The sequence below is a fragment of the Verrucomicrobium sp. BvORR034 genome, from assembly GCF_000739635.1.
In the GTDB taxonomy this organism is placed as follows: domain Bacteria; phylum Verrucomicrobiota; class Verrucomicrobiia; order Verrucomicrobiales; family Verrucomicrobiaceae; genus Verrucomicrobium.
On sequence record NZ_BATQ01000043.1, the window covers coordinates 38549 to 62658 of the forward strand.

Consider the following 24110-nt stretch of genomic DNA (forward strand, 5'->3'; position numbering starts at 1 on the left):
TGGGCGGGTGACTCCTGAGCTGCTCGGGGCAGAGGTCCTGGGGAGCGCAGGCGGCCCGCCTGCTGCAAGGGCGGCTCGCCCGTAGCTCGGTTCATCGCGAGATCGTCGCTCTGTCACTCCGATCCCGAGTTCCCGGCGGGCCGCCGGGGACAGCAGTCGAGCCGACTGCGCTCCCCAGGATCATAAGGATCGACCTTCAACGGGACACTCGGGAGCGCATGCATCCTGCGTGTTTTTCCCGGCATCGGTTCTTGGACGCACACCAGAAGGGGGTAAATGGCCACGGACTCATTGTATGGTCAGATTGGTCCAACGGACTCCTGGCGCTCTGGCTTGCCTTCTCCCGCCAATCCTGCTTCGATGGTCGCATGGCTGCCGAACCTGCCGACGTAGACGTGGACAAGGAGATCACGGATCTCTACCGTCACCTCCTGGCAGCATGGAACGCCCGTGACGCGAGCGGCATGGCGGCGCTCTTCCACGATGACGGCAGCGTGGTGGGCTTCGATGGCAGCCAGATGAACGGACGGGCTGCGATTTCTGCGGAACTGGGAGACATCTTTGCCAAGTATCCCACCGCCACGTTTGTCGGGCTGATCCGGGAGATTCGTTCCCTGGGGACGGAAGGCGTACTGCTGCGTGCGGAGGTGGGGATGGTGCCGCGGGATCTGGCGGACATCAATCCGGCGCTGAATGCCATCCAGAGTCTGGTGGCCGTGCGCCTGCCATCAGGCGTGTGGAGAATCGCGCTTTTCCAGAACACTCCGGCCGCCTATCACGGTCGGCCGGAGTTGAGTGAGAAACTGACGGAAGAGCTGCGTGGGGAGGTGCAAAGAATGCGCTCACACTCCCCGCCGCAGGCGGCCAGTTGATCAGGCTTCCGGCGTCAATACCACCTTGAGAAGGCCGTTGCCGGGCTGCACGCCCTTGTGGAACCAGTCGCCGCCCTCGCTGAGCGGGGCCACCACACTGAGCAGCGGCAGCACCTGGATGGTGCCGTCCTCAATGCGCTCAATGGCCTCGGGATACTCCCCGGCGCAGGCGCAGGATCCGCGCAGCGTGATCTGGCGCGTCACCACTTCCTGGAGCGGGAAGGGAACGTTTGGCTGGAGATTTCCCACCAGCACCACCGTGCCGCCTTTGCGCACACTGCGGATGGCGAGGTCCACCGGTGCGGCGGCGCCCACGACTTCAAAGCTGGCATCCACACCATCGCCGCCACCCAGTTCACGCAGTTTGGCAGCCAGACCTTCTTCTTTGGCGTTGAATGCATCCTCAGCGCCCAGTTGTTTGGCCAGAGCCAGGCGGGAGTCGTCCAGATCCACGGCGTACACGCGGTTCCACCCGCGCGCTTTCAGCGCCTGGAGCACCAGCAGGCCAATCAGGCCCGCGCCCACCACAACCGCCATCTCCTGACGGGTGGTCAGGGCGGGGGAGTGGGCATTCGGCCGGGGGGCCAAGTTCACTGCATGCAGGGCGATGCTCACCGGCTCGGCAAAGGCCGCCTTCTCATAGGCGAGGCCGTCCGGCAGGCGGTAGAGGATGTGCTGGGGCAGGGCCACCTGATCGGCGAAGCAGCCGTGGCGGCGGTAGTCGCCGCAGGAGACTCCCAGCACCTTGCGGTTCTTGCACAGGTTCACGTTGCCCGCCTTGCAGTCCGGGCAGTTTCCACAGTATTCGGTGGAGTCGAAGGTCACGCGGTCGCCCACTTTCCAGTCGGTCACGCCTTCACCCACGGCGGAGATTTCACCGGCAGCTTCATGGCCCATGATGATGGGAGGAATGCGGCGGCCGCTGCGGCCGTCCATGCCGTGCAGGTCACTGCCGCAGATGCCGCAGGCCTTGATGTCCACCAGCACTTCACCCTGCTGGGGCTGGGGGGCGGGAGCATCACCAAATTCAAAAGTAGAGGGGGCGACAAGGGTCAGTGCTTTCATGGAGGGAGGAGGAAAAAATCCGCCCCGGATAAAATCCGGGGAAAGGAAGAAACGCCGGTCAGGAAAGGACTTTTCAAGGGGGGAGTCAAACAGTCTTGGAGAATCTGCGAGGATTCAAAAATATCGCCCAACAGTTCTTACTCCGCACTGTCTTGTAATTCCGCGTCACAATCTTTAACATAGTGCGAAGCACACCTATATGTCCCGCTGGTCAGGAATTTTGGTGCCGCGCAATTGGGGGAAGTTGCCCCGTGCGGTTGTCGGAGAGTTTAAATACCGTCCCCCGGCATGGGGTGTTGCGGCATTCCAAGCCACGTTTGAGAGCATGTCCCGACGCCCTGGCGTCTGGGCAGGCACCATCGTAGCCGCCGGTCTGCTGAGCATCGGCAGCTGGCATGGCTACCACTGGTGGGAGGCTCACAAGCCCCGTCCTCGCGTGCTGACCGTGCAGCGCGAGGTCATCGGCAAGCTGACCGCCCCTCCGGTGACTCCGGTGGTGAAAGGCAAAGCCCAACCCCAACCCCTGCGCCTGGACTTTGACCAGTCCCTGGCGCAACTGGATGAACTCGACAAAGCGGGAGCCAAGGGCATGGTGCTGGATCCGCCCCTGCCGGGTGCCTGGAGATGGCTGGACGACAAGCACCTGATCTTTGAACCTGGGCGCGACTGGCCTGCCGGGATGGACTATGAGGTGAAGCTGGATACGGCGGCCTTTGCCAAAGAGGCGAAGCTGAAGGAGTCCGTCTTCAAGTTCCAGACACCACCGCTCCAGCCTGCCGTGGTGAAGTCTGAGTTCTATACCGATCCCAAAGACCCCACCCTGCATCAGGCGGTGATGGAGTTGAAGTTCAGCCACCCGGTGGAACGGACGGATCTGGAGAAGCTGGTGCGGGTGGAAGTGCTCGGAAAGACCCCCGTATTCGGCAAGCGTGACAGTGCTGGGCCTCTCTTTACCGTGGTGGAAGGCGCTCATCAGCGGCAGTTCTGGGTGCGCACCAACCGGGTCAGCATTCCCGAGAAAGAGGACTTCATCAAGTTGACCCTCGAACCCGGCCTGAAGACCACCAACGGTGGCGAGGGCACCGGCAAGCCAGTCGGGTCAAGCATTCGCGTTCCAGACATCTACAGCGGTTTCAACGTGGAAAGCGCCGACACCCGCATCATCCGTACGGATGAAGGCGAGCCCGAGCAATATCTGTTCGTCGAGGCGAGCGGCTATGCCCGTGGAGAGGAGATGGAGAAGCACATCGAGGTCTGGTTGCTCCCCAAGGACAAACCTGCGGACAAAGACGGCAAGGTGGCGGAGGATTACGACTGGCCGAACACCGGTGAGGTGACGCCAGAGGTGCTGAAGCTGGCCAAGCCGGTGAAACTCACGCGGGTGGAAACGGAAGTGGAGGAAGGAGAGCCCTTGAGCACTTCTCACGCCTTTAAACTCCTGGTGGAAGAGGCAGGCCGTCTCTATGTGCGCCTGACCAAGGGCGTCGAAGCTCTGGGCGGATTCAAGTTGGGCAAAGACTTTGCCGCCGTGGCAGATGTGCCGGAGTTCCCCAATGAGGTGGACATTCTCGGTGAGGGCGGGTTGTTGGCGCTCAATGGCGAGCGCAAGATCTCCATCAAGTCCCGCGGCGTGGGGCATGTGCGCTACACGCTGGCGCGCGTTCCCTTTAGCCAGGTGAATCACGTGGCCCGCTTTGCCAAAGGCGACTTCCAGGATCCCTACTGGTCGGGAGACGTGGATGAGGAGAACATCTCCCGCATCAAGCGTGAGATCAAACCGACCACGATGCGCAATGAGTATCAGGCCAACTACCTGACCTTTGACTTTGCCGAGGCTCTTGCCGCCGCGGATCCGGCCGATCCCGATGCCTCCCGTGGACTTTTCTTCCTGGATGTGGAAGGCGTCCGGCAGCGTTCCGATGACGAGAAGGAGGAGGCAGATTCCGATGAGCAGGGGAGCGATCCTGAGGATGCCTGGGTGCGTGTGGAGGAGGATTGCCATGCCCGCCGCTTCATCCTGGTGACGGACCTTGGCCTGCTGGTGAAGCGCAATGCCGACGGTTCTCGCGAAGTTTTCGTGCAGAGCATTCAGAAGGGGGAACCGGTGGAAGGCGCCAAGATCATTGTGCTGGCCAAGAATGGCGAGTTCATCAGTGAAGGCACCACCACCGCCGACGGACACTGGCATGCGGATGCAGTGGAGCACCTGAAGCGTGAAAAGACCCCCGTGGCCATCATTGCCCGCCTGGGCAACGATGTTTCGTTTATTCCCTTTAACCGTCCGGACCGGCTGGTGGACTTCTCCCGGTTTGACACCGGCGGGGTGCAGGCCTCGCAGAATGAGGCGCTGGATGCCTTCCTCTTTACGGAGCGCGGCGTCTATCGTCCTGGGGACACTGTGCACGTCAGCGGCGTGGTGCGTCGCCGGGACTGGGGTGGTGAGCTGGATGGACTGCCGGTGAAGATGTTGTTCTTCGATGCCAAGGGCAATCAGACCGGCTCGGAGGAAGTGGCTCTGCCGGAAGACGGCTTCTTTGACATGGAACTGCCCACGGACGAGGCCGACCCCACGGGCACGTTCCAGGCCCGCCTCTATCTCATGCAGGGTGAGGATGAGGAGCGCAAGATTCTCCTCGGTCGTACCACGTTCCGTCTGGAGGACTTCCAGCCCGATCGCATGAAGCTGGCGGTGTCTTTCAATTCCGATGTCGGAGCTGGCTGGGTGCAACCTCGTGAGGTGAAAGCGTCTCTCTCACTGCAATCGCTGTTTGGCTTCCCCGCCGCAGACCGCACCATCAAGGCGCGGCTGGAGCTTAATCCGGCTTGGTTCGCTTTTGACAAGTTCCCAGACTACACCTTCCACACCTGGGCCAAGAGCAACCTCAATGAAGAGGATGCAGAGGAGGGGTCGGATGCCGCCAAGACGGTGGACCTGGGTGAGCAGGTGACGGATGCCCGCGGCGAGGCGACCTTTAATCTGGCGCTGGAGCGCTTTGCTGAGGGCAGCTTCTTCCTGAACTTCCTTGCTGAAGGGTTTGAGAAGGACGGAGGTCGCAGCGTGCGCACCGCCCAGTCCATGTTGGTTTCCCCCCAGCCGTTTGTGGTGGGTTACAAGGCGGATGGCGACCTGTCTTACATCTCGAAGGACAGCCAGCGCAACCTGCACCTGATTTCCCTGGCCCCCAACCTGGCCCAGGTGGCGCAGGCCGGGCTCAAGCAGCGCATTGTGGAGGTGCGGCATGTGTCCGTCCTCACAAAGCAGCCCAACGGCAGCTATGCGTATGAGTCCACGGCACGCGACAAGACGGTGTCAGAGGTGGATTTCAGCCTGCCTGCCGATGGATTGACGGTTGCGCTGCCTTCCCAGCAGCCCGGCGAGTTCCGCTATGAACTCCTGGATGGTGACAACCAGGTGGTCTGTGTCTGCCCCTTCACGGTGGTGGGCAAGGGCGAGAGCAATCGCAGTCTTGACCGCAATGCCGAACTGGATCTGAAGCTGGCCAAGGGCTCCTGGAACACGGGTGAAAACCTAGAACTCAGCCTGAATGCCCCCTACACCGGAGCCGGGCTGATCACCGTGGAGCGGGAAAAGGTGCTGGGCTGGCAGTGGTTCAAATCCCCCACCACGGGAAGCACCCAGCAGATCCCTGTGCCTGCCGGCATTGAGGGGAATGCGTATGTGAATGTCTCATTCGTGCGCGCTCTGGACTCGAAGGAGATCTTCATGTCTCCGCTGAGCTACGCGGTGCAGTCGTTCGCGGTGAACACCGATCAACGCAAGATGGCGGTGGAACTGGATGCACCTGCTCTAGTGAAGCCCAACCAGGAGTTGAAGATCGGCTTCAAGGCATCCAAACCCTGCCGTCTGGTGGTGTATGCGGTGGATGAAGGCATCCACCAGATCACTGCGTACAAGCTGCCCCAGCCGCTGCCGCATTTCATGCGCAAGCGTTCGCTGGAAGTGGAGTCTTCCCAGTTGATGGACCTCATCCTGCCGGAGTTCTCCCTGCTCACGCAGTCCAGCGCCTTCGGCGGTGATGACGGCACGAAGATCAAGATGCACCTGAACCCCTTCAAGCGGAAGAAAGAGCCGCCGGTGGTGTTCTGGAGTGGGTTGGTGGAAGCCGGTCCGGAGCGGAAGGAAGTTTCCTATACCGTGCCGGACTACTTTGCCGGTCGCCTCAAGATCATGGCGGTGGCCGTGGCTCCCGATGCGGTGGGCACGGCGGAAACGGCCTGCACCGTGCGTGGCCCGTTTGTGCTCAGCCCCAATGTGCCCGTCTTTGCCGCACCTGGCGATGAGTTCACCGCCAGCCTCACGGTGGCGAACAACCTGGAAGGGGCTCAAGCAGGTCCCGCCATCAAGATCTCTGCCGCCGGCGACGATCGCGTAGAGATCGTGGACGGTGCTGACCGTGACCTTGAGGTGGCGGTGGGCGCGGAGGGGACAGCCCGGTTTCGTGTGCGGGTGAAGAACAATCTGGGTGGTGCAGAGCTGGTCTTCAAGGCCAGCGGGGGTGGAGAGCTCATGGAGCGCCGTGCCACCCTGAGTGTGCGTCCGGCAGCTCCGTTCCTCACTCATGTGCAGAGCGGTTACTTCCGCCTCGCCAAGCAGGATGTACCGGTGGAACGGGACATGTATCCCCAGTTCCAGAAGCATCAGGCCACGGCCAGCAGCGTCCCCATGGGCCTGGCCCGCGGTCTGGAGGCCTATCTCTCCGGCTATCCGCATGGATGCTCGGAGCAGATCACCAGCAAGGCCGTCTCCCGTCTCCTGGTTTCCACCGAAGTCGATTTTGGCTTCGACAAGGCGGAGGCCGTAAAACAGCTCGACAGCGCCTTTGGCCTGCTCCAGGCCCGGCAGAACAACAACGGTGGCTTTGGTTACTGGAGTGATGCCTGCTCGGGCGGCTTCGACTTCCTCACCATCTATGTGAGCCAGTTCCTCACCGAGGCCAAAGACGCCGGATTCGCCGTGCCGGCAGACCTGCTCGACGGTGCCAAGAAACGTCTGTTGCAGATGGCCAAGGGGAAACCCTCCGGCCTGAACGAGACCTATCTCCAGGCGGCTGCCATTTACCTGCTGACCCGTCAGGGGGAGGTGACGACGAATTATGTCCTGAACCTGCGCGATACCCTGGAGAGCAAATACAAGGATCAGTGGGGCAGAGATCTCACCGCTCCCTACCTGGCCGCCACCTATGCGCTGCTCAAGCAGCCCAAGGAAGGTCTCGCCCTGATCACCCAGTACCGCAAGCTGGCCAAGGCCAAGACCCCTTCGGCACGCTGGCTGGGCATGTACTACGATGATCCGCAGGTGAACAATGCCCTGGTGTTTGCCCTGGTCTGCCGCCACTTCCCGGAACTCGCGGGTGAGATTGGCTACGATGACCTGGCGGTGATCACCGACCCCATTACCCAGGGTCGTTTCAACACCATCAGTGCTGCCAGCACCATCCTGGCGCTGAAGGCCTATTCACAGCTCGCCCAAAAGGCGGACGTGAAGGTCTCCATCGCGGAACTGGCACGCAGCGGCGGAGCCCTGAGGATGCTCATTCCTGGATCCACCGGTCTGCTCTCTACGCCCTTCTCACCCGATGCCGGCACGGTCCGCTTCCAACTGGACCAGGGCGGCAAGTCCGATCTCGGGGCCTTCTATCAGGTGGTGGAGGAAGGCTTTGATGCTGGCGAAGCCAAAGCCGCGATCACCGATGGTCTCGAAGTTTACCGCGAGTTCATCGACAAGGACGGCCAGCCTGTGACCCAGCTCAAAGTGGGAGAAGGCGCGGTCGTTCGTGTGCGCGTCCGGAACGTGAGCGAAGGCAACCTGGAGAACATCGCCGTGCTGGACCTCATGCCCGGTGGGTTCGAGGTGGAACCCAACGCCCTCCGCCCCGGTCTCGGCACCGTTCCGGGTGCCGTCTATGTGGATGTCCGTGAGGACCGCAACGTGTTCTTCTGCTCCCTGGACAAGGGTGCGGTCAAGACCTTTGCCTACCGCATCAAGCCCGTGGCCGCAGGTTCCTACACCGTGCCTCCCGTCTTCGCCGAAGCGATGTATGATCGCGGTCTGAAAGGACGCGGGGCGTCGGGGAAGGTGGTGGTGGAGTGAGGGGGGGATGGCGATGTACTCTTGGAGAAGCATGAATGAACTGCAGCGTGGCGAGACGCTGCGGCTGCGGCAGCAGTTAAAGCTGCCGCAGCATGGCCCTCCGCATCGAAGGAGTTTTGGACCCGGACTATGGATGTTGACTGGGGCTTGCTTCGAACATCAGCCGTGGATCGGGGCGAGCGTCGACAGGATGGGGGAATTTGAGTCGGAGTTGGTTCAGGCACTGCAGGGGTGTTGCGATTCCGTGATGGCCTGGGTGGTCCTTCCGAATCACTACCATGCGCTTGTGCAGACGGCCGATATCCGGGCGGTGCTTGCATCGATTGGCAGAGTGCATGGCAGAACCGCTCACAAGTGGAATGGCGAAGACAACACACGTGGCCGGCAGGTGTGGTTCAGGTGTGCGGAAACCCTGATGAAGAGCGAAGCTCACTTTTGGGCGACAACGAACTATGTGCACCACAACCCTGTGAAGCACGGGTATGTGAGGAAGTGGACAGAGTGGCCTTTCAGCAGTGCGTCCAATTATCTGAGTGAGGTAGGGGAGACTGAGGCGGCGTTGATATGGAAGAAGTTTCCCATTCATGAATATGGAGCGGGCTGGGATGAATGATCGTCAATCACCGCCGACTAAAGTCGGTACTCCAACAATGCTGTCGAGGTTGAACATATTTGGGAGGTTCGGAAGCCGGGTTGGAGTACCGACTTTAGTCGGCTCAGTGGCGAGGCGGATACTCCGTGCGGGGCTCATCACCACCGCCACCCTCACCCTCTTCTACCTCCTCCTCCCCAAACCAGATCTCTACCCGCCCAACACCACTTTCTCCCGCCAGGTCTACGACCGCCATGGTCAACTCCTGAACCTCACGCTCACGGCAGATGGCAAATACCGCGTTCGCCTGGCCCTGCACGAGTTCAGTCCGGATCTCATTGCGGCCACGCTCCAGCACGAGGACCGCCACTTCTACACCCACCCGGGTGTGAACCCCGTCTCCCTTCTACGCGGCCTCTGGGGCATGGTATCGCGCACGCCCCGCGGCGGCGGGTCTACCATCACCATGCAGTTCGCGCGTCTGCGCTATGATCTGGAAACGCGCTCCATCAGCGGCAAACTCGTTCAGGTCTTCCGCGCCCTGCAGCTGGAGCGCCACTATTCCAAGCCACAACTCCTGGAAGCTTATCTCAACCTGGCACCCTATGGCGGGAATGTAGAAGGAGCAGGCGCAGCCAGTCTGCTCTGGTGTGGCAAGCCGGTTCATGAAATTTCCCTGCGCGAGGCGGTGGCGCTGAGTGTCATTCCGCAGAGCCCCTCCCGCCGCACGCCCAAGACCAAGGAGGACAATGCAAAGCTGGCGGCGGCCCAGTACCGTCTGTTCCAAAAGGTGCAGACCGCTCGTGGACTCCGGGCAGATCCGCTGGATGGCACTTTTACCCTGCGGCCTGATCGCACCGTGCCACGTGATGCTCCACACCTGTCGCGGCGTTTGCTAGAGGAGACCCGCAACGACCTCGTGCAGAGCACGCTCGACGCCGACAGGCAAAGGACGGTGGAAGCGGCTCTCGCCGACTACCTCGGCCGCAAGCGGGAACTGGGCATCCGCAATGCCTGCGCGATCCTCGTGCATGCCCCCTCACGGGAGGTGCTGGCCTATGTGGGATCTGGTGGATTCCTCAATGATTCCATTCAAGGTCAGGTGGATGGGGTAGTGGCCCGGCGTTCCCCTGGTTCTGCGCTCAAACCCTTCATCTACGGCCTCGCTCTCGACCAGGGCTTGATCCATCCGCGTACTCTGCTGCGGGACTCCAAGGCGAGCTTCGGTGAGTACAATCCGGAAAACTTCGACCGCGGATTTGCCGGTCCCATTTCTGCTTCGGAGGCGCTCTACCGGAGCCGGAACATCCCGGCAGTGTCCCTGACCCAGCGATTGGCTGCTCCAGGGCTGTACGGCTTCATGAAACAAGCGGGTGTGGCCCTGCCGAAGTCGGCGGATCACTACGGGCTCTCGCTGCCGCTCGGAGGGGGAGAGGTGACCATGGAGGAACTGGCGGGCCTGTACTCACTGCTTCTCGACGATGGCAAGCCTCGCCCGCTCCGGTATCTGCATGAAAATCTGAAGGAGGGCGCTCCGCAACAAGCTGCTGAGCCGCTGCTCACCCCGGAAGCTTGTTTCCTCGTTCGAGACATGCTCACCCTGCGTGAGGGAGACGACGCTGCCTTCGACGATCCCAACGTGCACTGGAAGACCGGGACCTCCCACCGCTTTCGGGACGCCTGGGCGGCGGGCATGCGGGGCGACTACGTGCTGGTGGTCTGGATCGGCAACTTTGACGGCCGGGCCAATCCCGCCTTCGTGGCCAGAGAGTGTGCCGCGCCTCTCTTGTTTGAGACTTATCGCCGCCTGCGTCTGCCTTTGAAGGAATCGTCTCCGCCCGCCGGAGTGGAACGCATTGAATTGTGTGCCGTGTCGGGCCAGATGCCCACGCCCCATTGCCAGCACCGCCTGCACGGCTGGTTCATCCCCGGCGTCTCACCGGTCACGCCGTGCGATATCCATCGCGAGATCCTGGTGGATCCTTTGACGCATCTGCGGGTGCTACGGGACGATGGAACCCGGGAACTGCAAAGAGAGGTGCATGAATTCTGGACGCCTGACCTTCTCGAGTTGTTCCGACAGGCGGGCGTTCCCCGCCGGGAAGCGCCTGCCCTAGAGCCGGGGTCTGCCCCTTCCTTGGCAGGCGGAGACAGCCGGGCTGCGCCCCGTATCGTCTCACCCCGCACGGCGCTGGTGTACACCATCCGTGCCAGTGATCCCAGCCATCGCACCATCTCGTTGCTCGCGGAGACGTCGGCCGGCGTGCGCAAGGTCTTCTGGTTTGCGGGTCAGCAGTTTCTCGGTGCCTCAGAGCCTGCCAAGCCACTGTCTTGGGAGCCTCGGGCTGGAAAGTGGACGGTCCAGGTCATGGATGACCGGGGACAGTCCTCGTCTTGTCAAATCCGGGTGGAGATGGTGGAGTAGTTCTCCCAGCGATCTTCACAGAATCAGCATGCAGTCGCCATAGCTGTAGAAGCGGTAGCGCTCGTGGATGGCCTCCTCATAGGCACGGAAGATCAGGTCCTTCCCTGCCAGGGCGCTCACCAGCATCATGAGGGTGGACTTGGGCAGGTGGAAGTTCGTCACCAGGGCGTCCACCACTTTGAACTCGTAAGGGGGATAGATGAAGATGCTGGTCTCCCCGTCAGCCGCCTTCAGTTCGCCGTGCTTCTGCGCGATGGATTCCAGCACGCGGGTCGCGGTGGTGCCGACGGCAATCACCCGGCCGGCTTCGTTGATGCGCCGGGCAGACTCTTCATTGAGGAAATAACGCTCGGAATGCATCACATGGTCGGTGATGCGGTCCGCCTTCACCGGCTGGAAAGTGCCCACACCCACATGCAGCGTCACAAACGTGTGTGGCAGCGTGGCCAGCAGCTCAGGCGTGAAGTGAAGGCCGGCGGTGGGAGCGGCGATGGAGCCCTCGTGTTTGGCAAAGACGGTCTGATAGCGCTCCTTGTCCTCGGTGCGCTCCTCACGCTCCATGTACGGAGGCAGGGCCAGGTGCCCGAAGGCGGTCTCATCCACTACTTGATCGAACTCAATGAAGCGGTCACCATTCTCGTAAATCTCCTTCACCGTGCCGGTGGCGGTGCCAATGGTGATGGTGTGCCCCACACGCAGTTTCTTGCCAGGCTTCACCATGCAGCGCCACTGGGTGGGCGTGGCAAAGGTGAGCCTGAGGAGCTCTTTTGAACCGTCGTTGGAGAAATACCGGGCGGGAAGCACCCGGGTGTCGTTGAGCACCAGGAGATCGTCAGGCCGCAGATACTTCGGCAGATCCGTGAAGGAGCGATGTTCAATCGTCCCGGATTCGCGATGCACCACCAGCATCCGCGAAGCGGAGCGGTCTGCCAGGGGTTCACTGGCGATGAGCTCCTCGGGGAGCTGATAGTCGAAGTCTGAGGTCAGCATGCGGACGGGAACCGGCGCAAAGTTCTAGGCGTTAACTCGAGATGTCTCATCCTTTTTGACTGCGGATGGCAGGAAGAACGCCATGGCACAGCCGACGAGGAAGAACACAGCCCCGATCCCCGGAAGCAACAGGGTGACACCCGTCACGCCGGGTTCCAGTACCGCCAGGGAGGGATCCTTGGGCGAGTAGTGCACATTCACTTCTGTGCCCACCTTGTACTTGTTCTGCGTGGTCCTGGCTCCGGCGGGATTGCTGGAACTGCCGGAGCCAAACGAGACTCGCTTCGCAGAGTAGGTGGTCCCTTCTACGAGGTAGTCATACACCACGTTCGCGCTGTAGGTGGTGGATCCCTTGTCACTGCGGCGACGGTCCACCTCTGAGATCACCACCTTGCCCGGCACGGTCGGCCAGTTCTTGCTGGCGGAGGCGTTTCGTAGGTTTGTCACCCCGGCATACATGATGCCGCCTCCCACCAGGATGAAGATCCACGGGAAGATGATGGTGAAGAAAAACCGCATGCCCGGCCCCATGGGTGCGCTGGACCTCGATGAGTTGACGGTGTGCTTGAGCATGCGGTAGGAGGGTGCGGTTTGCGAGCGCGCGGGATGACTGGACTAGATCGTCATGGACGAGTAGCCGCCGTCCACCACCATCTCGTGGCCGGTGATGAAGGAACCGGCGGCATTGCTCGCGAGCAGCAGAGCGGCACCCACGAGTTCCCTGGCCTCGCCAAAGCGGGCGGCTGGCGTGTGCGACATGATCTTGGCGATGCGCTCGGGCACGAGCACCTTCTTGTTCTGCTCGGCGGGGAAGAAGCCCGGGACCAACGTGTTCACCCGGATGCCCAGAGGGGCCCACTCGCGGGCGAGGTTCTTGCTCAGGTTGTGCACCGCTGCCTTGCTCATGGAGTACGTGAACACGCGGCTCAGAGGCAGGAGGCCGGACATGGAGCCCAGGTTGATGATGGAGGCTTCCACCTTGTTGTCCACGAAGTAGCGGCCGAACACCTGGCAGGCGATCACGACGGCCTTGGTGTTGATGTTCATGATGCGGTCATACTCCTCCTCCGGGATGTCGAGGAACGGGGTGGGGGAGTTCACCCCAGCGCCGTTGACGAGGATGTCCACACCACCGTGGTCTGCCACCACCTTGGCTAGCAAGCCTTCCAGATCGGCACGCTTGGCGGCATCCGCAGCGATGAAGCTGCCCTTGCCACCGGCTTCAGCGATCGCGGCCAGCCGCTTTTCCGCCTTGGCTGCATCCCGGCCCACCAGCACCACATGCGCCCCGGCAGAAGCGAAACCTTCAGAAATGGCACCGCAGAGTTCGCCGGTGCCGCCAATCACAACAGCGGTTTTGCCAGACAGATCGAAGAGGGAAGTGGACATGGAACGGATCGTTGGGAGGGATGGAATTGAGCCTCGAAGGGCGGTCAAACATGGCGGGATGGCCGGAGAGAGCAACCCCCAGTGTCAGCTTCTTGGTCGGGAAAGGCAGCCCCAGAGCATCCAGATCCCTGCCGCCGTGATCACGACCCCGGGGAACATCCACCCCCAGCGGGTGTAGAAGGTGAGTTGCTGCTCCCGACCGACGACTCCCTGGAGAGTGCCTTCCGTGAGCGTGGGGAGGCGGGCGGTGACCTTCCCCTTGGGACTGACGATCTGGGTCACTCCAGAGGAGGAGGCCACGGCAAACCAGCGATGATTCTCCGCCGCTCTCATGCGCACCAGCTCGGAGTGTTGTTCATGCTGAGTTTGTCCCCACCCGGCGGGATCCATGCTGGGCACGGCAAAAAACTCCGCGCCCGACCGGGTCATGTGACGCGGCACATCTTCGAAGTCGTTGTCGAAGCAAATGGAGGTGCCAATCCGCCCCAGTGGCGTTTCTACGGGATAGGAACCCGTTCCGGGCACTCCTTCATTGAAGAAATGGACCAGATGGCGCTTGGCGTGGGTGCCTAGCGTCCCGTTTTGGTCCATGGCGAGAGCGGTGTTGTGCGAGCCCTTCCCATCGGCTGTTTTGGCGTACATCCCGAGCACGAATACGCTGTCCTTGAGGATTGCCATTTTGCGCAGCCGGTCCCATGCGGTCGGATGCTGTCGCAGGTCGATGGAAGAGCTCAGCTCTGGCCACACGATGAGCTGTGTTCCCTTCTCCGCCTGGGTGCTTGCTGCGAGATAGCGGTCGAATTGTGAAGATTCGTCCTGAACGAGCATGATCTTCACGGGTGACTTCGGCTCTGGGGGTGATTGGTCGTGCCAGTTCCACGCCCCCAGCCCGAGCATGACAAACAGGCCAACGCCGCTCGGTCGCGTGGCTTTGTCCATCAGGAAAGCTGCCCCTACCACTACCGCAAAACTCACGCCGTAGACTCCAATCCAAGGTGTTAGGGGATTGGGGCCAATGGCCAGCCCCGGCGTGGCCCACGGGAACTCCAGCCAGAAGTACTCGGACCGTATGTACTCGCAAGTCAGCCAACTGGCGGCGATGAGCCATCCCTTTGTCCGCGGGTGGGAGGTGTGGGCCGAGACGATCGCGCACAACCAGCCAAAGGTCGCAGTGAATAGGGCAAGGATGGCAAAGAGCGCCAGGCTGAAGGCTCCAAAGACCAGCCACAACCACGAGAGTGTGATCCCATAGGCTGCCATGCCGAAGACAAATCCCAGCCTGGCAGCAGCCTTCGGTGACCGCCCTTGCAGCGCTTTCAGCAGAAGAAAAAGGGCGGGCACCACCGCCCAACGCCAGTTCAGCGGAGCGAATGCCAGGGAAAAACATCCTCCGGCAAGGATCACTTGCAGCCAGTGATGCGGACGGGCGGTGGAAGCTGCGGGAGTGGGAGTTTTTTGTGCGAACGACACACCGCACCCTGAAGGATGTCCCCGCTTCGGGCAAGAGGTTCCCGAAGCGGAACCCGTCCGCAAATTTTACTGGCAGCGCGTCAGAAGCGGGCTTCGAGGCCCAGCACCGGTCCGTGGGACACCGTGTCCAGAGTGAAGCCTCCCTTGCGGTAGTCCATGCCCAGCCCCCGGTACCCGGCGGCCACGCTCACGTTCTCGCTGACTCGAACGCCGAGGCCGCAGAATCCCTGCCAGACAAGACGGGAACTGGCCCCGAATCCTCCGATGTCACCGCTGTAGCGAATGAAGAGCTTGTCCGTCAGCGAGACCTGCCCCCGCAATCCGATGATGGGATCCGCAAAATCCACCTCTTGTTCTGCGGACACCTCGCCGCCGCCGACAAGCCTTCCGGTCAGTCCTGACTCCAGCAAGGTGACACGGGCTCCGGCCAGAAGGTCGAGGTAACACCGGTCCGTGGCAATGGCGCGAAAGGCGATGAACGGCGTCAGCAACCATTGCTTCTGCTCGAACCGGAAACTGTTAAAGAGGAATCCTCCGCCAGCGAAGTCTTGGGAGGTCTTGGCATAGACGACATCCAGCCCTGCGGACCACCGTCCCACTCCGGCCTCCACCACGCCCATGTAGGCCATGTCGAGACTGTCGAGCGTATCTCCCATGCTGATGTCCACCGGGGTGGAGAGCCGGCCAATGCTGACGTCTCCCTCCATGGCGGCGAGCCAGCTGTACGGGGCGATTCGGAACCACCACTCGTCGCCCTCCACAGCATCTTGAGTTTGCAGTGGGGTGACTGCTTTGGCGTCAACGGTGCCTCCGAGCACGGTGTAGGTGGTGCTGGTGAAGCCGAGTGTCAGTAAGAGCGGAATCAATTTCATAGATCGATTGGGCTATCAGGGGGAATGTCGGTTCAGTAGAGCAGGCCGCGGCGGCCGCGAACTTTGTCATTCACGTTTTCCCGTTTGTCCCAGTAGTCCTCCGCCCGGTCTCCCGGGCCGTGGTAGTGCCTGCGGTCATGCCGGTCTTCACGGCGGTCCACACGGTCTTCGACGCGATCAACATGGCCGGCGGCGCAGGAGGAGAGCAGGATCAGGATGGTGGCAGAGCCAAAGGTGAGAAGGTTGAGTTTCGTCATGGGATGGGTGGGTGGTTATAGAGGAAATAAGAAAGTGACACCAGCGCGCAGCCCCCACTCGGGGCCACCGGTGGGCCCCTCGGCATACCAGCGGCCACCGACAAAGGCTTGCACGGGCTGTGAGCCGACCTTGAAGAGCTGGGACAGCACGACGTTCAGCGGCACCGTCCACTGGCGTGCCTCCCAGTCGTAGGTGGACTCGGCACTCAGTGAGAGGGTGGTGCCGGTCTTCGCCACGTAAGCAGCAAAGGGCTGAATGAAGGTGGCATTGACTTCGCCGCGGTCATCTTCACCAGCATAGGACCAGACATGGTTCGCAAGCACACCCCAGGTCCACGGGCCAGATTGCTTCAATGCCAGCGCCGTCGGTCCCGCTCCCCATTTGCCGGAGCCCAGGAGGTCATCTGTGCCTGTGGGCCAGAGCAAGGCCGGTCCCGCCGCCAGAGTCCACCCGCCCACCGGTTGTTTGGGGGAGAAGAAAAAGCTCTGGAGCGTGTCGCCCAGCCCGGTGGCATCGTCGATCCCGGGAGCCGGGGATTCGGCATCGATTATTGGCAGAATCGTGCGGACGATGAGGTTCCAATCCTCATTCAGGTCAAACGGGATGACCGGCTGCACATTCAGGGTGAAGCGGGAGGCATCGTTCACGCCGATGCCGGTGTCCCAGTTGGCCTGGAGAGGCACGGAGATCAGGCTGGCCACGGGATTGGCCAGTTGTTTGGCCAGATCGGCATCAGCATCAGCAGCCTGCAGCTGGGCGGGAGCCAGCAGGCCGAGCGCGGCGCACAGGCACAATGAGGGGAAGGGACTGGTAAACACAGCCATGGCAGATGATTGAGGTTGAGGTGGGGATGTTGGAAATTACCTGGCTGCTTGGGCCTCGGGGAAAGACCAGGTGCCGTTGAGGATCTCCGGGCGCGGCCGGTAGAGCCGCACCATGTAGTTCCAGCCCTTCACGATGGGCAGGTAGTTTGCGCCGGGAGCTTTTGTCCCGCCGAATTGAACCGTGATGGTGCCGTCTGTGGCTTTTACCGCGGTCAGGTTGTTGACCGTGTAGGCATCCTCTTTGTTGGCCTCGAAGAAGCCTTCTCCGTTGTACACGCTGATGGACCAGAACCCGTCCACTGGCACGTCTTTGATCTTCAGGACATAGGGGGTGATGCCATCATTCTGGGAGGGCACGATATTGAGATAGGTGGCGTCCTGTTCGGGATTGCCTCCCCAGCCTGAGGCCACGCCCAGCAGGCGACGCACCGGCTCCACTTCTGCCTTCGTGCCGAACATCTTGTTCTTGTCCGGCAGGGTGTCTGCCAGCACACAGAGGGCATCACGCACCTTCTTCTGGCTTGCCGCATCCCACACCGGCACCTCGAATGTTCCAGGCTTCTCCTGCCGTGCTTTCACGCGGTCCTGCAGCGCGTGCACCGCTTTCAAGTCTGATGGATTCGCCGGGTCCACCAGGATGCGCAATGCCAGTGCGACGTAGCGGGTGCCGATCTTCTCACGGGAAAACGTGTATTCACCTGGAGAGTAGATGACGCCGTGTGTGTACTGGTCCTGGTCAAAGACCTGCATGGAGATGAAGCGTCCGGACGGCTCCGGCAGCGTCACGGTGACGGGGCCGGCCTCCAGATCGAACACGGCGGCAGAGTAGAGCGTGTCCCGGTTCATCCGTACGATGTTCTGTTCCGTGATTGGGGTCACGGCACGGTTGTGGTTGAACTTGGCAAAGCCACCCAGTTTCACCATGGAGGCAAAGTACAGGTCTGACTCGGCACGACCGAAGTTGTCCACCGTGACAGGCAGAGGTTTTTCTTTCTCCGACGGTTGGGCGACCAGTGCAGAGTGGAAGAGAACGACAGCGAGGAAAAAACAAGGCTTCATGCTAAGGGGAGGTTCTATTTCACGCGGTTGACGGCAGGAGGGGTCCAGCTTCCGTCCAGGGCTTCTGGTCGTGGCGAGTAGATGCGCAAGGTGGGCTGGATGCCACCGCTCTTGGGTGCAGGCAGCCAGTTGGGTTCTTTCTCAGAACCCGGGGATTCGGACTGGATGTAGATGTCGAGCGAACCGTCCGGGTTGAACTTCAGCGGATCGCGGTCGCCGATGGCGAATCTGTTGATGGGATTGGGGACTTGAAAGCCCTCCTCATCGTACATGGTGAGGGACCAGAAGGCATTTGCGGGCGGCGTGTTGCCTTTGGCAAAGTGCAGCACGTAGTGGTTCGTGGCCATGAGCGGCTTGCCTTCAGCGTCTGAAAAAGCGGTCGGGTAAATGGCATCCTCTTGCAGGTTGGCCCCCAAGCCGCCCAGAGCGACTGCTGCACGGTGCAGGTAGGATGAACCGTACACGCCCATGAACTCGGAAAGGTTGTTCCAGCCATCGATTCGTTTGCCCATGTTTTTGATGCGGGTGACCATGTCATCCATCGCTTGTTTGGCCCCGGCGTTGATCGCATCGACTGTGGCGGCGTTCAGCTTGCTGGAGTCCCAGTCTTTGCCAGGCTGCAACCCTAGGGCTCGCATGCGCTGCAGGATGGGATAGTCAGTGAGGTGCGGGGGATGAACCTTTAACAATTGGGAAAATAGCGTGAAAAACTGGACGCCATTCATCTTGCTTACTTGCACCAGAGGGGGCGTTGTATTGTCGATTGCCGGATCGACGGGCGATGCTGCTGGCGTGTAGTCTTCCTTGCCCCAGTGATCCAAAGGAGTCAGCTTCAAGCCGTCTTGGAACTTGTGGACATTCGCATAGTCAGATGGACCGTTCGTCTGCGTGCGGCCCATCACCCAGACAATCGGGGTGGGGGACTCCAGCCTTTCCACGTTCGCGGGAAGGCTGCCCTTCCAGCCGGGAGGAACGTAGGCATAATGGCCCGCCTTCGTTCCGGTGGTGCGTGAGCCAAGCGAAGAGAAGATGTCCGACCACATGTCCAATGACGGAATGAGGTAGTATCTCCCTCCGCTGTCAGGGACGGTCAGGATGATGGGCCCTTGGGAGAGATCCAGCCATGCGAACGAGTACAAGGTGTCGAAGTTGAATCGTACGACATCCTTCGCATTCGCGTCCGGGTACGTCCTGAACAGGGCGAACTGGTTGATGGGTGCCCGCCCTTCCACGGAGGTGGCGTTGGGCACGTTGGTCGTCTGCTTCAGGGTGACGTCCATGAGGACGAGCGGATAGGCGTAGTGGTAGGCTTCGCGGGCCAGGCTCTGCACTTTCGAGGGTTCGAGATCTGACTGAGCGAACACGCTGCTGTGCAGGGCCACGACCGAGCAAATGAGCGGAAGGACTGATTTCATGGCAGTTTGCTTTTGTGAGGCAGCTGGAAACGCCGCGCGGATGATGGGTTGCCAAAATGGTGGCCTGTCGGGCCTGGAGTGACCGGGGGCCGTTGGACGAGTAAGACAAATTGCTGGATGCGTTATTTGAATAGCAGCCTGTCGCATGTGGAACAACCTGTCCCTGGGTGCAGGTCTGTGGCATGCTTGCGGGTGGCGAGCCTTGACGAACGGGGCATCCTCTCGACGATGGGGCGCGTGGTCGTTCACTCGCAACAAAAACCATTGATGTGGTCGAAGCCGGTGTTGGGATTCGTCTGCTTGGCTTGTCTCCTCTCTCCGTGCAGGGCTGCGGGGGAGTCGGACTTTGCACCGCCTTCCTTGCCGTCTGCCCCTGCCAGAGTTTCTGAGAGCCCTCGCCCGTTGAAGCAACGCCAGATTCTGGTACTGAACAGTGAGGGCTCACTGCTCCCCTTGATCTCCCAACTCAACCGCGATGTGGTGGAGGCGATCAAGACAGAATTTGGCCGTGACACAGAGGTCTTCGTGGAATGGCTTGATCTCAGCCGCTTCCATTCCAAGGAGTACGAGGGACAGCTTGTGGAGTTTTTGGCCCGTAAATATGACGGGCAGAGCCTTGCCGGGGTGGTGGCCGTGACGGAGATGTCACTGCGGTTTGCCGCTGCGCATCGCGAGCGGCTGTTTCCCGGAACTCCGGTTGTGCATGTGGCCGTGCGTGAGAGCGAGGCCACCCGCTGGAACAAGGTGCCCGGCATCTACGGCGAGGCGGTGGACTATGATCCTGTACCGACGATCAAATTTGCCCTCGAGGTGCATCCCGGTTTGAAGCGTGTGGTCGTCATCACCGGAACAGCTCCTTTTGACCGGCTTTGGGAGGGCTACATCAGGATGCGGGCTGGGCAACTGGAGGGCCGTGTGCAGTTCGATTTCTGGGCGGGTTTGTCCATGGCGGAGATCCGCCAGCGTCTTGCTGGGTTGGGGGAGGATTCGGTGGTGCTATCACCCAGCCTGCTCAGCGACGGTGCTGGGGAATGGATGATCGGAGGCGAGGCGCTGGAGAAGATCGCGGAGGTGAGCCCGCGGCCTGTGTACTCCGTCTTCGCCCAGCGAGCCGTGGAGGTAGGGGCGTTTGGTGGCATCGGGCCCGACTACAGCCAGATGGGACCTCGCGCCGCCCGCCTTCTGGCCCTGGCTGCGGCCGGGCAGCCGGTGCTCTTGTCCGGAGGGATGGCACCCTCACGCGCTTGGTTCAACTGGCCCCAGCTCAAGCGTTGGGGGATTCAGGAAAGTCAGCTTCCCCCACAGAGTGTGATCGTGAACCGGGTGCCCACCTTCCTGGAGGCCTACTGGGGGCGGGCGCTGACAGCCGTTGTCATCATTTTGGTGCAGAGCGCGTTCATCACCGCTCTGCTCATCCAGTGGCGACGGCGTCAAAGGGCTGAGGAACAGCTCGCGGTGAAGCGGGATGAATTGGCGCACCTCACCCGGGTATCCCTGCTCGGTGAAATCTCGGGCACCTTGAGTCATGAGTTGAGCCAACCCCTGGCGGCCATCAAGCTGGGGGTGGAGGCGGCCCAGATGCATGTCGGCCTTCAGGGAGAGGGTGGGGAAACGGGGCGGCTGTTGCAGAATATCGCCCGGGCCAATGACCGCGCCTGTGGTTTGCTCGACCGGGTGAGAAGCATGATCAGGCGGGAGCCTCCATCCAGAAGGAGCTTTGACTTCAATGAGTCTGTTAGGGAGGTGCTGGCACTGATGCGTGGCGAGTTCTCGACCCGCAAGGTGATGCTGATCCCCAACCTGTCTGAGGCACCCCTCGCGATCCAGGGCGATCCCGTGCAGATCCAGCAGGTGCTGGTGAACCTGATGCTCAATGGCGTCGAGGCCATGGCAGCAAGCCCGGCTGGTCAGCGGCGGCTGGAGGTGGAAACAACCTCCTTGGGCAATGGCACCGCCTCTCTGGTGGTGAGGGATCAAGGCCCCGGTTTCACCCCGGAAGTGCGGGAGAAGTTGTTTGAGCCCTTTTTCACCACCAAGAGGACGGGCCTGGGCATCGGGATGTCCATCTGCAAACAGATCGCCGAAGATCATGGCGGCTCCATTCAGGCCTTGAACGCTGAGAGGGGAGGTGCCACCATCCGGCTCGTCCTGCCTCTGACCCCCTGACCCGCTGCATGACCGATGATCGCGACGCCCTGATTTATCTCGTCGACGACGAGCCGGATTTCCTTGAGGCAGCGGCATCCCTCCTTCGCGCGGCCGGGTTCAAGGTGGCACCCTTCGCCTCCCCTCGTGATTTCCTGGAAGCATATGAACCGCAGCGGCCGGGTTGCGTGGTGCTCGACCTGGCGATGACGGAGATGGACGGTCTCCAGTTGCAGGAGGAACTGGTCCGCCGCTGCGCCACCCGGCCTGTCATCTTCCTCACGGGACAAGCGACCGTGCCCGACTCGGTTGTGGCCATGAAAGCGGGGGCGTTCGACTTTCTGATGAAGCCGCTCAAGGGGACGGAGCTGATCGAGACGGTGAGGCAGGCCTTGAGAAAAGACCGGGAGGCGCAGCGTTTCCGGAAGGTGTTTGAGTCGCTCACGCCCAGAGAGCGGGAGGTGCTCCAACTGGTCGTGGAGGGGTTGATGAACAAGGAAATTGCGGATCGTCTGGGAATCGCCCAACGCACCGTCAAATTTCATCGCGCGCATCTGATGGACAAGCTGGGGGCCCAGTCCGTGGTGGAGCTCCTGCATGTCTCCCGGGCGCTCATGGTCTAGCGGGGGGCTCTCCGTGCTCATTTCACGACCTCCATGGTAGGAGGCCCCGTATTCCTTTTGGAGACTGTGGGGTCGTTGCCTGTCCCTTGACCGGACCCGCATGTCCGACCAAGGTTGCATCAACGGCAATGTGGAAAGAGATACTCATATTTTTGGCGGGCCTCGTCTGCGGGATGGGTGGCCTGTTTATATGGTATGGCCTCCGTTTCATGTCGGATCTCAAGACGGCCCGCCATGCCTCGGCAGCGGAGCTTTTCACCCATGAACCGGGCGAGCGGGACCGGGCAGCCCTGGCGGTCGTGGAGGCGTGCAAGAACCGCATGCGCTGGCACACAAACCCCAATCCAGAGTGGTTCCCGCCGCTGGTGGACGAGATTCCCCGGCTGGTGAAGGAGATCGCGCTGGTGTACCACCCGGATTCGCCGCACCCGTTGCTCGCACCGGGGCTGAGCCATTTCACGCGCGCCATTCAGCTTGCAGCCACGGATGTGACCGACTTCCTGCAAACCCGCACTGTTGGCAAGCTGGTGGATGTAAGTGCCCACACGGCCTACAAGACCTGGGAAAAGGGGAAGGAAATGATGCAGCACGAGACCGTGCAGAAGCTGAACAAGTGGTACAAGCGGCTGCTGCCCGTGTGGCAGGTTCTTCGCTGGAACAGCCCCCTGACATGGGCCTCCATGGCGGTCTCAAACGTGGCGGCTCGGACGTTGCAGCCTGCCATCGTGGATATTGTGGCGCGTCGCGCCGTGGAGCTCTACAGCGGCCGGGTCATGACCAAGGGTGCGGCACCCGGCCTGCTGAAAATGGAAAACGGGGAGCACCCGTAGGCGACTCCCCGTTTCAAAGAATGGCTGCTGCAGCTTATCGCTGCACCTTGGCATCGCCGCCTTGAGCCAGCTTCAGCACCTCGGCCAGCGTGGCCATGCTGGTGTCTCCCGGAGTGCTCATGGCGAGCGCGCCGTGGGCCGCACCCAGATCGAGGCTCAGCTGTGGCGTCTGGCCGGTGAGCATGCCATAGACGAGCCCTGCCACAAAACCGTCGCCCCCGCCAATGCGATCCATCAGATCGAGGTTGGGGTAATTCTTGGCCCGATGGAAGGCTCCATCGATCCAAGCCAGCGCGCCCCAGTCATTGCGGGAGGCGGTGTGCACGCGGCGGAGCGTTGCTGCCGCCACTTTGATGTTGGGATAGCGCTCCAACATGCCGGTGATGCCCTTTTGCAAGGCGGCGGATTGGGCCGCGAAGATGTCATTGGGATCATCGTTACCGGCAATCGCCGCTGGCTCGTCGTCCGTCAGCACGCCGAACATGACATCCACATGCGGAGCAAGGCGGTGGTTCAGAGCTTGGGCCGTGGGGAAGCCGCCCCTGGACTGCCAAAGAGAGGGACGGTAGTTGAGGTCGTAGGAGACCGTCACGCCGTGGCGCTTGGCCGCCTCGCAGGCCTCGATGGTGAGCTGGGCCGTGGTCTCGGAAAGGCCGGCGAAGATGCCGCCTGTATGCAGCCAGCGCACCGCGCCGTTGGCAAAGATCTCATCCCAGTTGTAGTCGCTGGGCTTGAGCTGGGAGGCAGCGCTGTGGCCACGATCCACGCAGCCCTTGGCTCCGCGAATGCCGAAACCGCGTTCGGTGAAATTGATGGGATTGCGCACGGCGCGACCGATGCCGTCGTATGGTACCCACTTCACGTAGGAGGTGTCCACACCGCCCTGCAGGATGAAATCTTCCAGCAGGCGACCGATCTCGTTGTCGGCAAAGGCCGTCAGCACGCCTGTGCGCAGACCAAAGCAACGGCGCAATCCACGCGCCACATTGTACTCGCCGCCGCCTTCCCAAGCGGTGAACTGGCGGGACGTGCGGACGCGGGACTCGCCCGGGTCGAGACGCAAAAGGACTTCACCCAGGGCGAGGAGATCGAGAGAGGCGGTGGACGGAGCGGACATGAGCCCCGTCAGCTAAGCGAGCGAGAGACGGGGCGCAAGTATCCAGTGGGCG

At 61.6% G+C, this 24110-nt stretch carries 17 protein-coding genes; 6 read left to right on the plus strand and 11 right to left on the minus strand.

Translation table 11 applies throughout. The annotated features are described in order from the left end of the window. Nucleotides 1-368: 368 nt before the first annotated feature. Nucleotides 369-872: an SgcJ/EcaC family oxidoreductase gene (locus BV034_RS07225; protein ID WP_050025625.1), complete on the plus strand. Its 504-nt coding sequence runs from the start codon at nt 369-371 to the stop codon at nt 870-872. Here the strand turns inward: BV034_RS07225 and BV034_RS07230 are convergent, their stop codons facing one another. Beyond that, nucleotides 873-1937 carry a galactitol-1-phosphate 5-dehydrogenase gene (locus BV034_RS07230; RefSeq protein ID WP_050025580.1) on the minus strand — a complete coding sequence of 355 codons (1065 nt, stop codon included), beginning with the start codon at nt 1935-1937 and terminating at the stop codon, nt 873-875. It lies immediately after the preceding gene. Nucleotides 1938-2262: 325 nt separating this feature from the next. Here BV034_RS07230 and BV034_RS07235 point away from each other — a divergent pair, with 325 nt between their 5' ends. Together BV034_RS07235 and pbpC are read left to right on the plus strand one after the other, a co-directional pair. Next, nucleotides 2263-8049: an alpha-2-macroglobulin gene (locus tag BV034_RS07235; protein WP_050025582.1), complete on the plus strand. Its 5787-nt coding sequence runs from the start codon at nt 2263-2265 to the stop codon at nt 8047-8049. Nucleotides 8050-8768: 719 nt separating this feature from the next. Beyond that, a complete protein-coding gene (pbpC, locus tag BV034_RS07245; protein ID WP_050025585.1) occupies nt 8769-11066 on the plus strand; it encodes a penicillin-binding protein 1C in 2298 nt (765 codons plus the stop codon). 15 nt (nt 11067-11081) lie between these two features. Here pbpC and queA read toward each other — a convergent pair whose 3' ends face one another. The 9 genes from queA to BV034_RS07290 all read right to left on the minus strand — a co-directional run bounded on the left by queA (nt 11082) and on the right by BV034_RS07290 (nt 19343). Then, the gene (queA, locus tag BV034_RS07250) at nt 11082-12056 is read right to left on the minus strand and encodes a tRNA preQ1(34) S-adenosylmethionine ribosyltransferase-isomerase QueA (RefSeq protein WP_050025589.1); all 975 of its coding nucleotides are present in this window, start codon (nt 12054-12056) and stop codon (nt 11082-11084) included. Nucleotides 12057-12080: 24 nt separating this feature from the next. Then, nucleotides 12081-12629, minus strand: coding sequence for a DUF3592 domain-containing protein (locus BV034_RS07255; RefSeq protein WP_081887643.1), 549 nt, complete (start codon nt 12627-12629; stop codon nt 12081-12083). A 42-nt stretch (nt 12630-12671) separates the two neighbouring features. Continuing rightward, a complete protein-coding gene (locus tag BV034_RS07260; RefSeq protein WP_050025591.1) occupies nt 12672-13445 on the minus strand; it encodes an SDR family oxidoreductase in 774 nt (257 codons plus the stop codon). A gap of 84 nt (nt 13446-13529) precedes the next feature. After that, on the minus strand, nt 13530-14915 hold the full coding sequence (locus tag BV034_RS07265) for a nitrilase-related carbon-nitrogen hydrolase (protein WP_050025592.1): 1386 nt from the start codon (nt 14913-14915) through the stop codon (nt 13530-13532). Nucleotides 14916-14995: 80 nt separating this feature from the next. After that, complete coding sequence (locus BV034_RS07270) at nt 14996-15787, minus strand: hypothetical protein (RefSeq protein ID WP_050025593.1); 792 nt, start codon at nt 15785-15787, stop codon at nt 14996-14998. A 32-nt stretch (nt 15788-15819) separates the two neighbouring features. Continuing rightward, the gene (locus tag BV034_RS07275) at nt 15820-16044 is read right to left on the minus strand and encodes a hypothetical protein (RefSeq protein WP_050025596.1); all 225 of its coding nucleotides are present in this window, start codon (nt 16042-16044) and stop codon (nt 15820-15822) included. 15 nt (nt 16045-16059) lie between these two features. After that, on the minus strand, nt 16060-16869 hold the full coding sequence (locus tag BV034_RS07280; protein WP_050025598.1) for a hypothetical protein: 810 nt from the start codon (nt 16867-16869) through the stop codon (nt 16060-16062). A 36-nt stretch (nt 16870-16905) separates the two neighbouring features. Then, the gene (locus BV034_RS07285) at nt 16906-17928 is read right to left on the minus strand and encodes a DUF1254 domain-containing protein (protein WP_081887644.1); all 1023 of its coding nucleotides are present in this window, start codon (nt 17926-17928) and stop codon (nt 16906-16908) included. Nucleotides 17929-17942: 14 nt separating this feature from the next. Next, nucleotides 17943-19343 carry a DUF1254 domain-containing protein gene (locus tag BV034_RS07290; RefSeq protein ID WP_050025599.1) on the minus strand — a complete coding sequence of 467 codons (1401 nt, stop codon included), beginning with the start codon at nt 19341-19343 and terminating at the stop codon, nt 17943-17945. A 453-nt stretch (nt 19344-19796) separates the two neighbouring features. Here BV034_RS07290 and BV034_RS07295 point away from each other — a divergent pair, with 453 nt between their 5' ends. The 3 genes from BV034_RS07295 to BV034_RS07305 all read left to right on the plus strand — a co-directional run bounded on the left by BV034_RS07295 (nt 19797) and on the right by BV034_RS07305 (nt 22941). Further along, nucleotides 19797-21509 carry an ATP-binding protein gene (locus tag BV034_RS07295; RefSeq protein ID WP_265592740.1) on the plus strand — a complete coding sequence of 571 codons (1713 nt, stop codon included), beginning with the start codon at nt 19797-19799 and terminating at the stop codon, nt 21507-21509. 8 nt (nt 21510-21517) lie between these two features. Continuing rightward, a complete protein-coding gene (locus BV034_RS07300; RefSeq protein ID WP_050025604.1) occupies nt 21518-22111 on the plus strand; it encodes a sigma-70 family RNA polymerase sigma factor in 594 nt (197 codons plus the stop codon). A 209-nt stretch (nt 22112-22320) separates the two neighbouring features. After that, complete coding sequence (locus tag BV034_RS07305) at nt 22321-22941, plus strand: hypothetical protein (RefSeq protein ID WP_265592741.1); 621 nt, start codon at nt 22321-22323, stop codon at nt 22939-22941. Nucleotides 22942-22975: 34 nt separating this feature from the next. On the opposite strand, the gene BV034_RS07310 is transcribed toward BV034_RS07305, so the two are convergent. Continuing rightward, nucleotides 22976-24058, minus strand: a complete 1083-nt coding sequence (locus BV034_RS07310) for a sugar kinase (protein WP_050025609.1) — start codon at nt 24056-24058, stop codon at nt 22976-22978. Nucleotides 24059-24110 lie beyond the last annotated feature (52 nt).

What these genes read in the sequence shown, in the direction of transcription:
- BV034_RS07225 (WP_050025625.1), top strand. Translation starts at nt 369, where the DNA reads ATGGCTGCCGAACCTGCCGACGTAGACGTGGACAAGGAGATCACGGAT.
- BV034_RS07230 (WP_050025580.1), bottom strand. Translation starts at nt 1,937, where the DNA reads ATGAAAGCACTGACCCTTGTCGCCCCCTCTACTTTTGAATTTGGTGAT.
- BV034_RS07235 (WP_050025582.1), top strand. Translation starts at nt 2,263, where the DNA reads ATGTCCCGACGCCCTGGCGTCTGGGCAGGCACCATCGTAGCCGCCGGT.
- queA (WP_050025589.1), bottom strand. Translation starts at nt 12,056, where the DNA reads ATGCTGACCTCAGACTTCGACTATCAGCTCCCCGAGGAGCTCATCGCC.
- BV034_RS07255 (WP_081887643.1), bottom strand. Translation starts at nt 12,629, where the DNA reads ATGCTCAAGCACACCGTCAACTCATCGAGGTCCAGCGCACCCATGGGG.
- BV034_RS07260 (WP_050025591.1), bottom strand. Translation starts at nt 13,445, where the DNA reads ATGTCCACTTCCCTCTTCGATCTGTCTGGCAAAACCGCTGTTGTGATT.
- BV034_RS07270 (WP_050025593.1), bottom strand. Translation starts at nt 15,787, where the DNA reads ATGAAATTGATTCCGCTCTTACTGACACTCGGCTTCACCAGCACCACC.
- BV034_RS07275 (WP_050025596.1), bottom strand. Translation starts at nt 16,044, where the DNA reads ATGACGAAACTCAACCTTCTCACCTTTGGCTCTGCCACCATCCTGATC.
- BV034_RS07280 (WP_050025598.1), bottom strand. Translation starts at nt 16,869, where the DNA reads ATGGCTGTGTTTACCAGTCCCTTCCCCTCATTGTGCCTGTGCGCCGCG.
- BV034_RS07285 (WP_081887644.1), bottom strand. Translation starts at nt 17,928, where the DNA reads ATGAAGCCTTGTTTTTTCCTCGCTGTCGTTCTCTTCCACTCTGCACTG.
- BV034_RS07290 (WP_050025599.1), bottom strand. Translation starts at nt 19,343, where the DNA reads ATGAAATCAGTCCTTCCGCTCATTTGCTCGGTCGTGGCCCTGCACAGC.
- BV034_RS07300 (WP_050025604.1), top strand. Translation starts at nt 21,518, where the DNA reads ATGACCGATGATCGCGACGCCCTGATTTATCTCGTCGACGACGAGCCG.
- BV034_RS07305 (WP_265592741.1), top strand. Translation starts at nt 22,321, where the DNA reads ATGTCGGATCTCAAGACGGCCCGCCATGCCTCGGCAGCGGAGCTTTTC.
- BV034_RS07310 (WP_050025609.1), bottom strand. Translation starts at nt 24,058, where the DNA reads ATGTCCGCTCCGTCCACCGCCTCTCTCGATCTCCTCGCCCTGGGTGAA.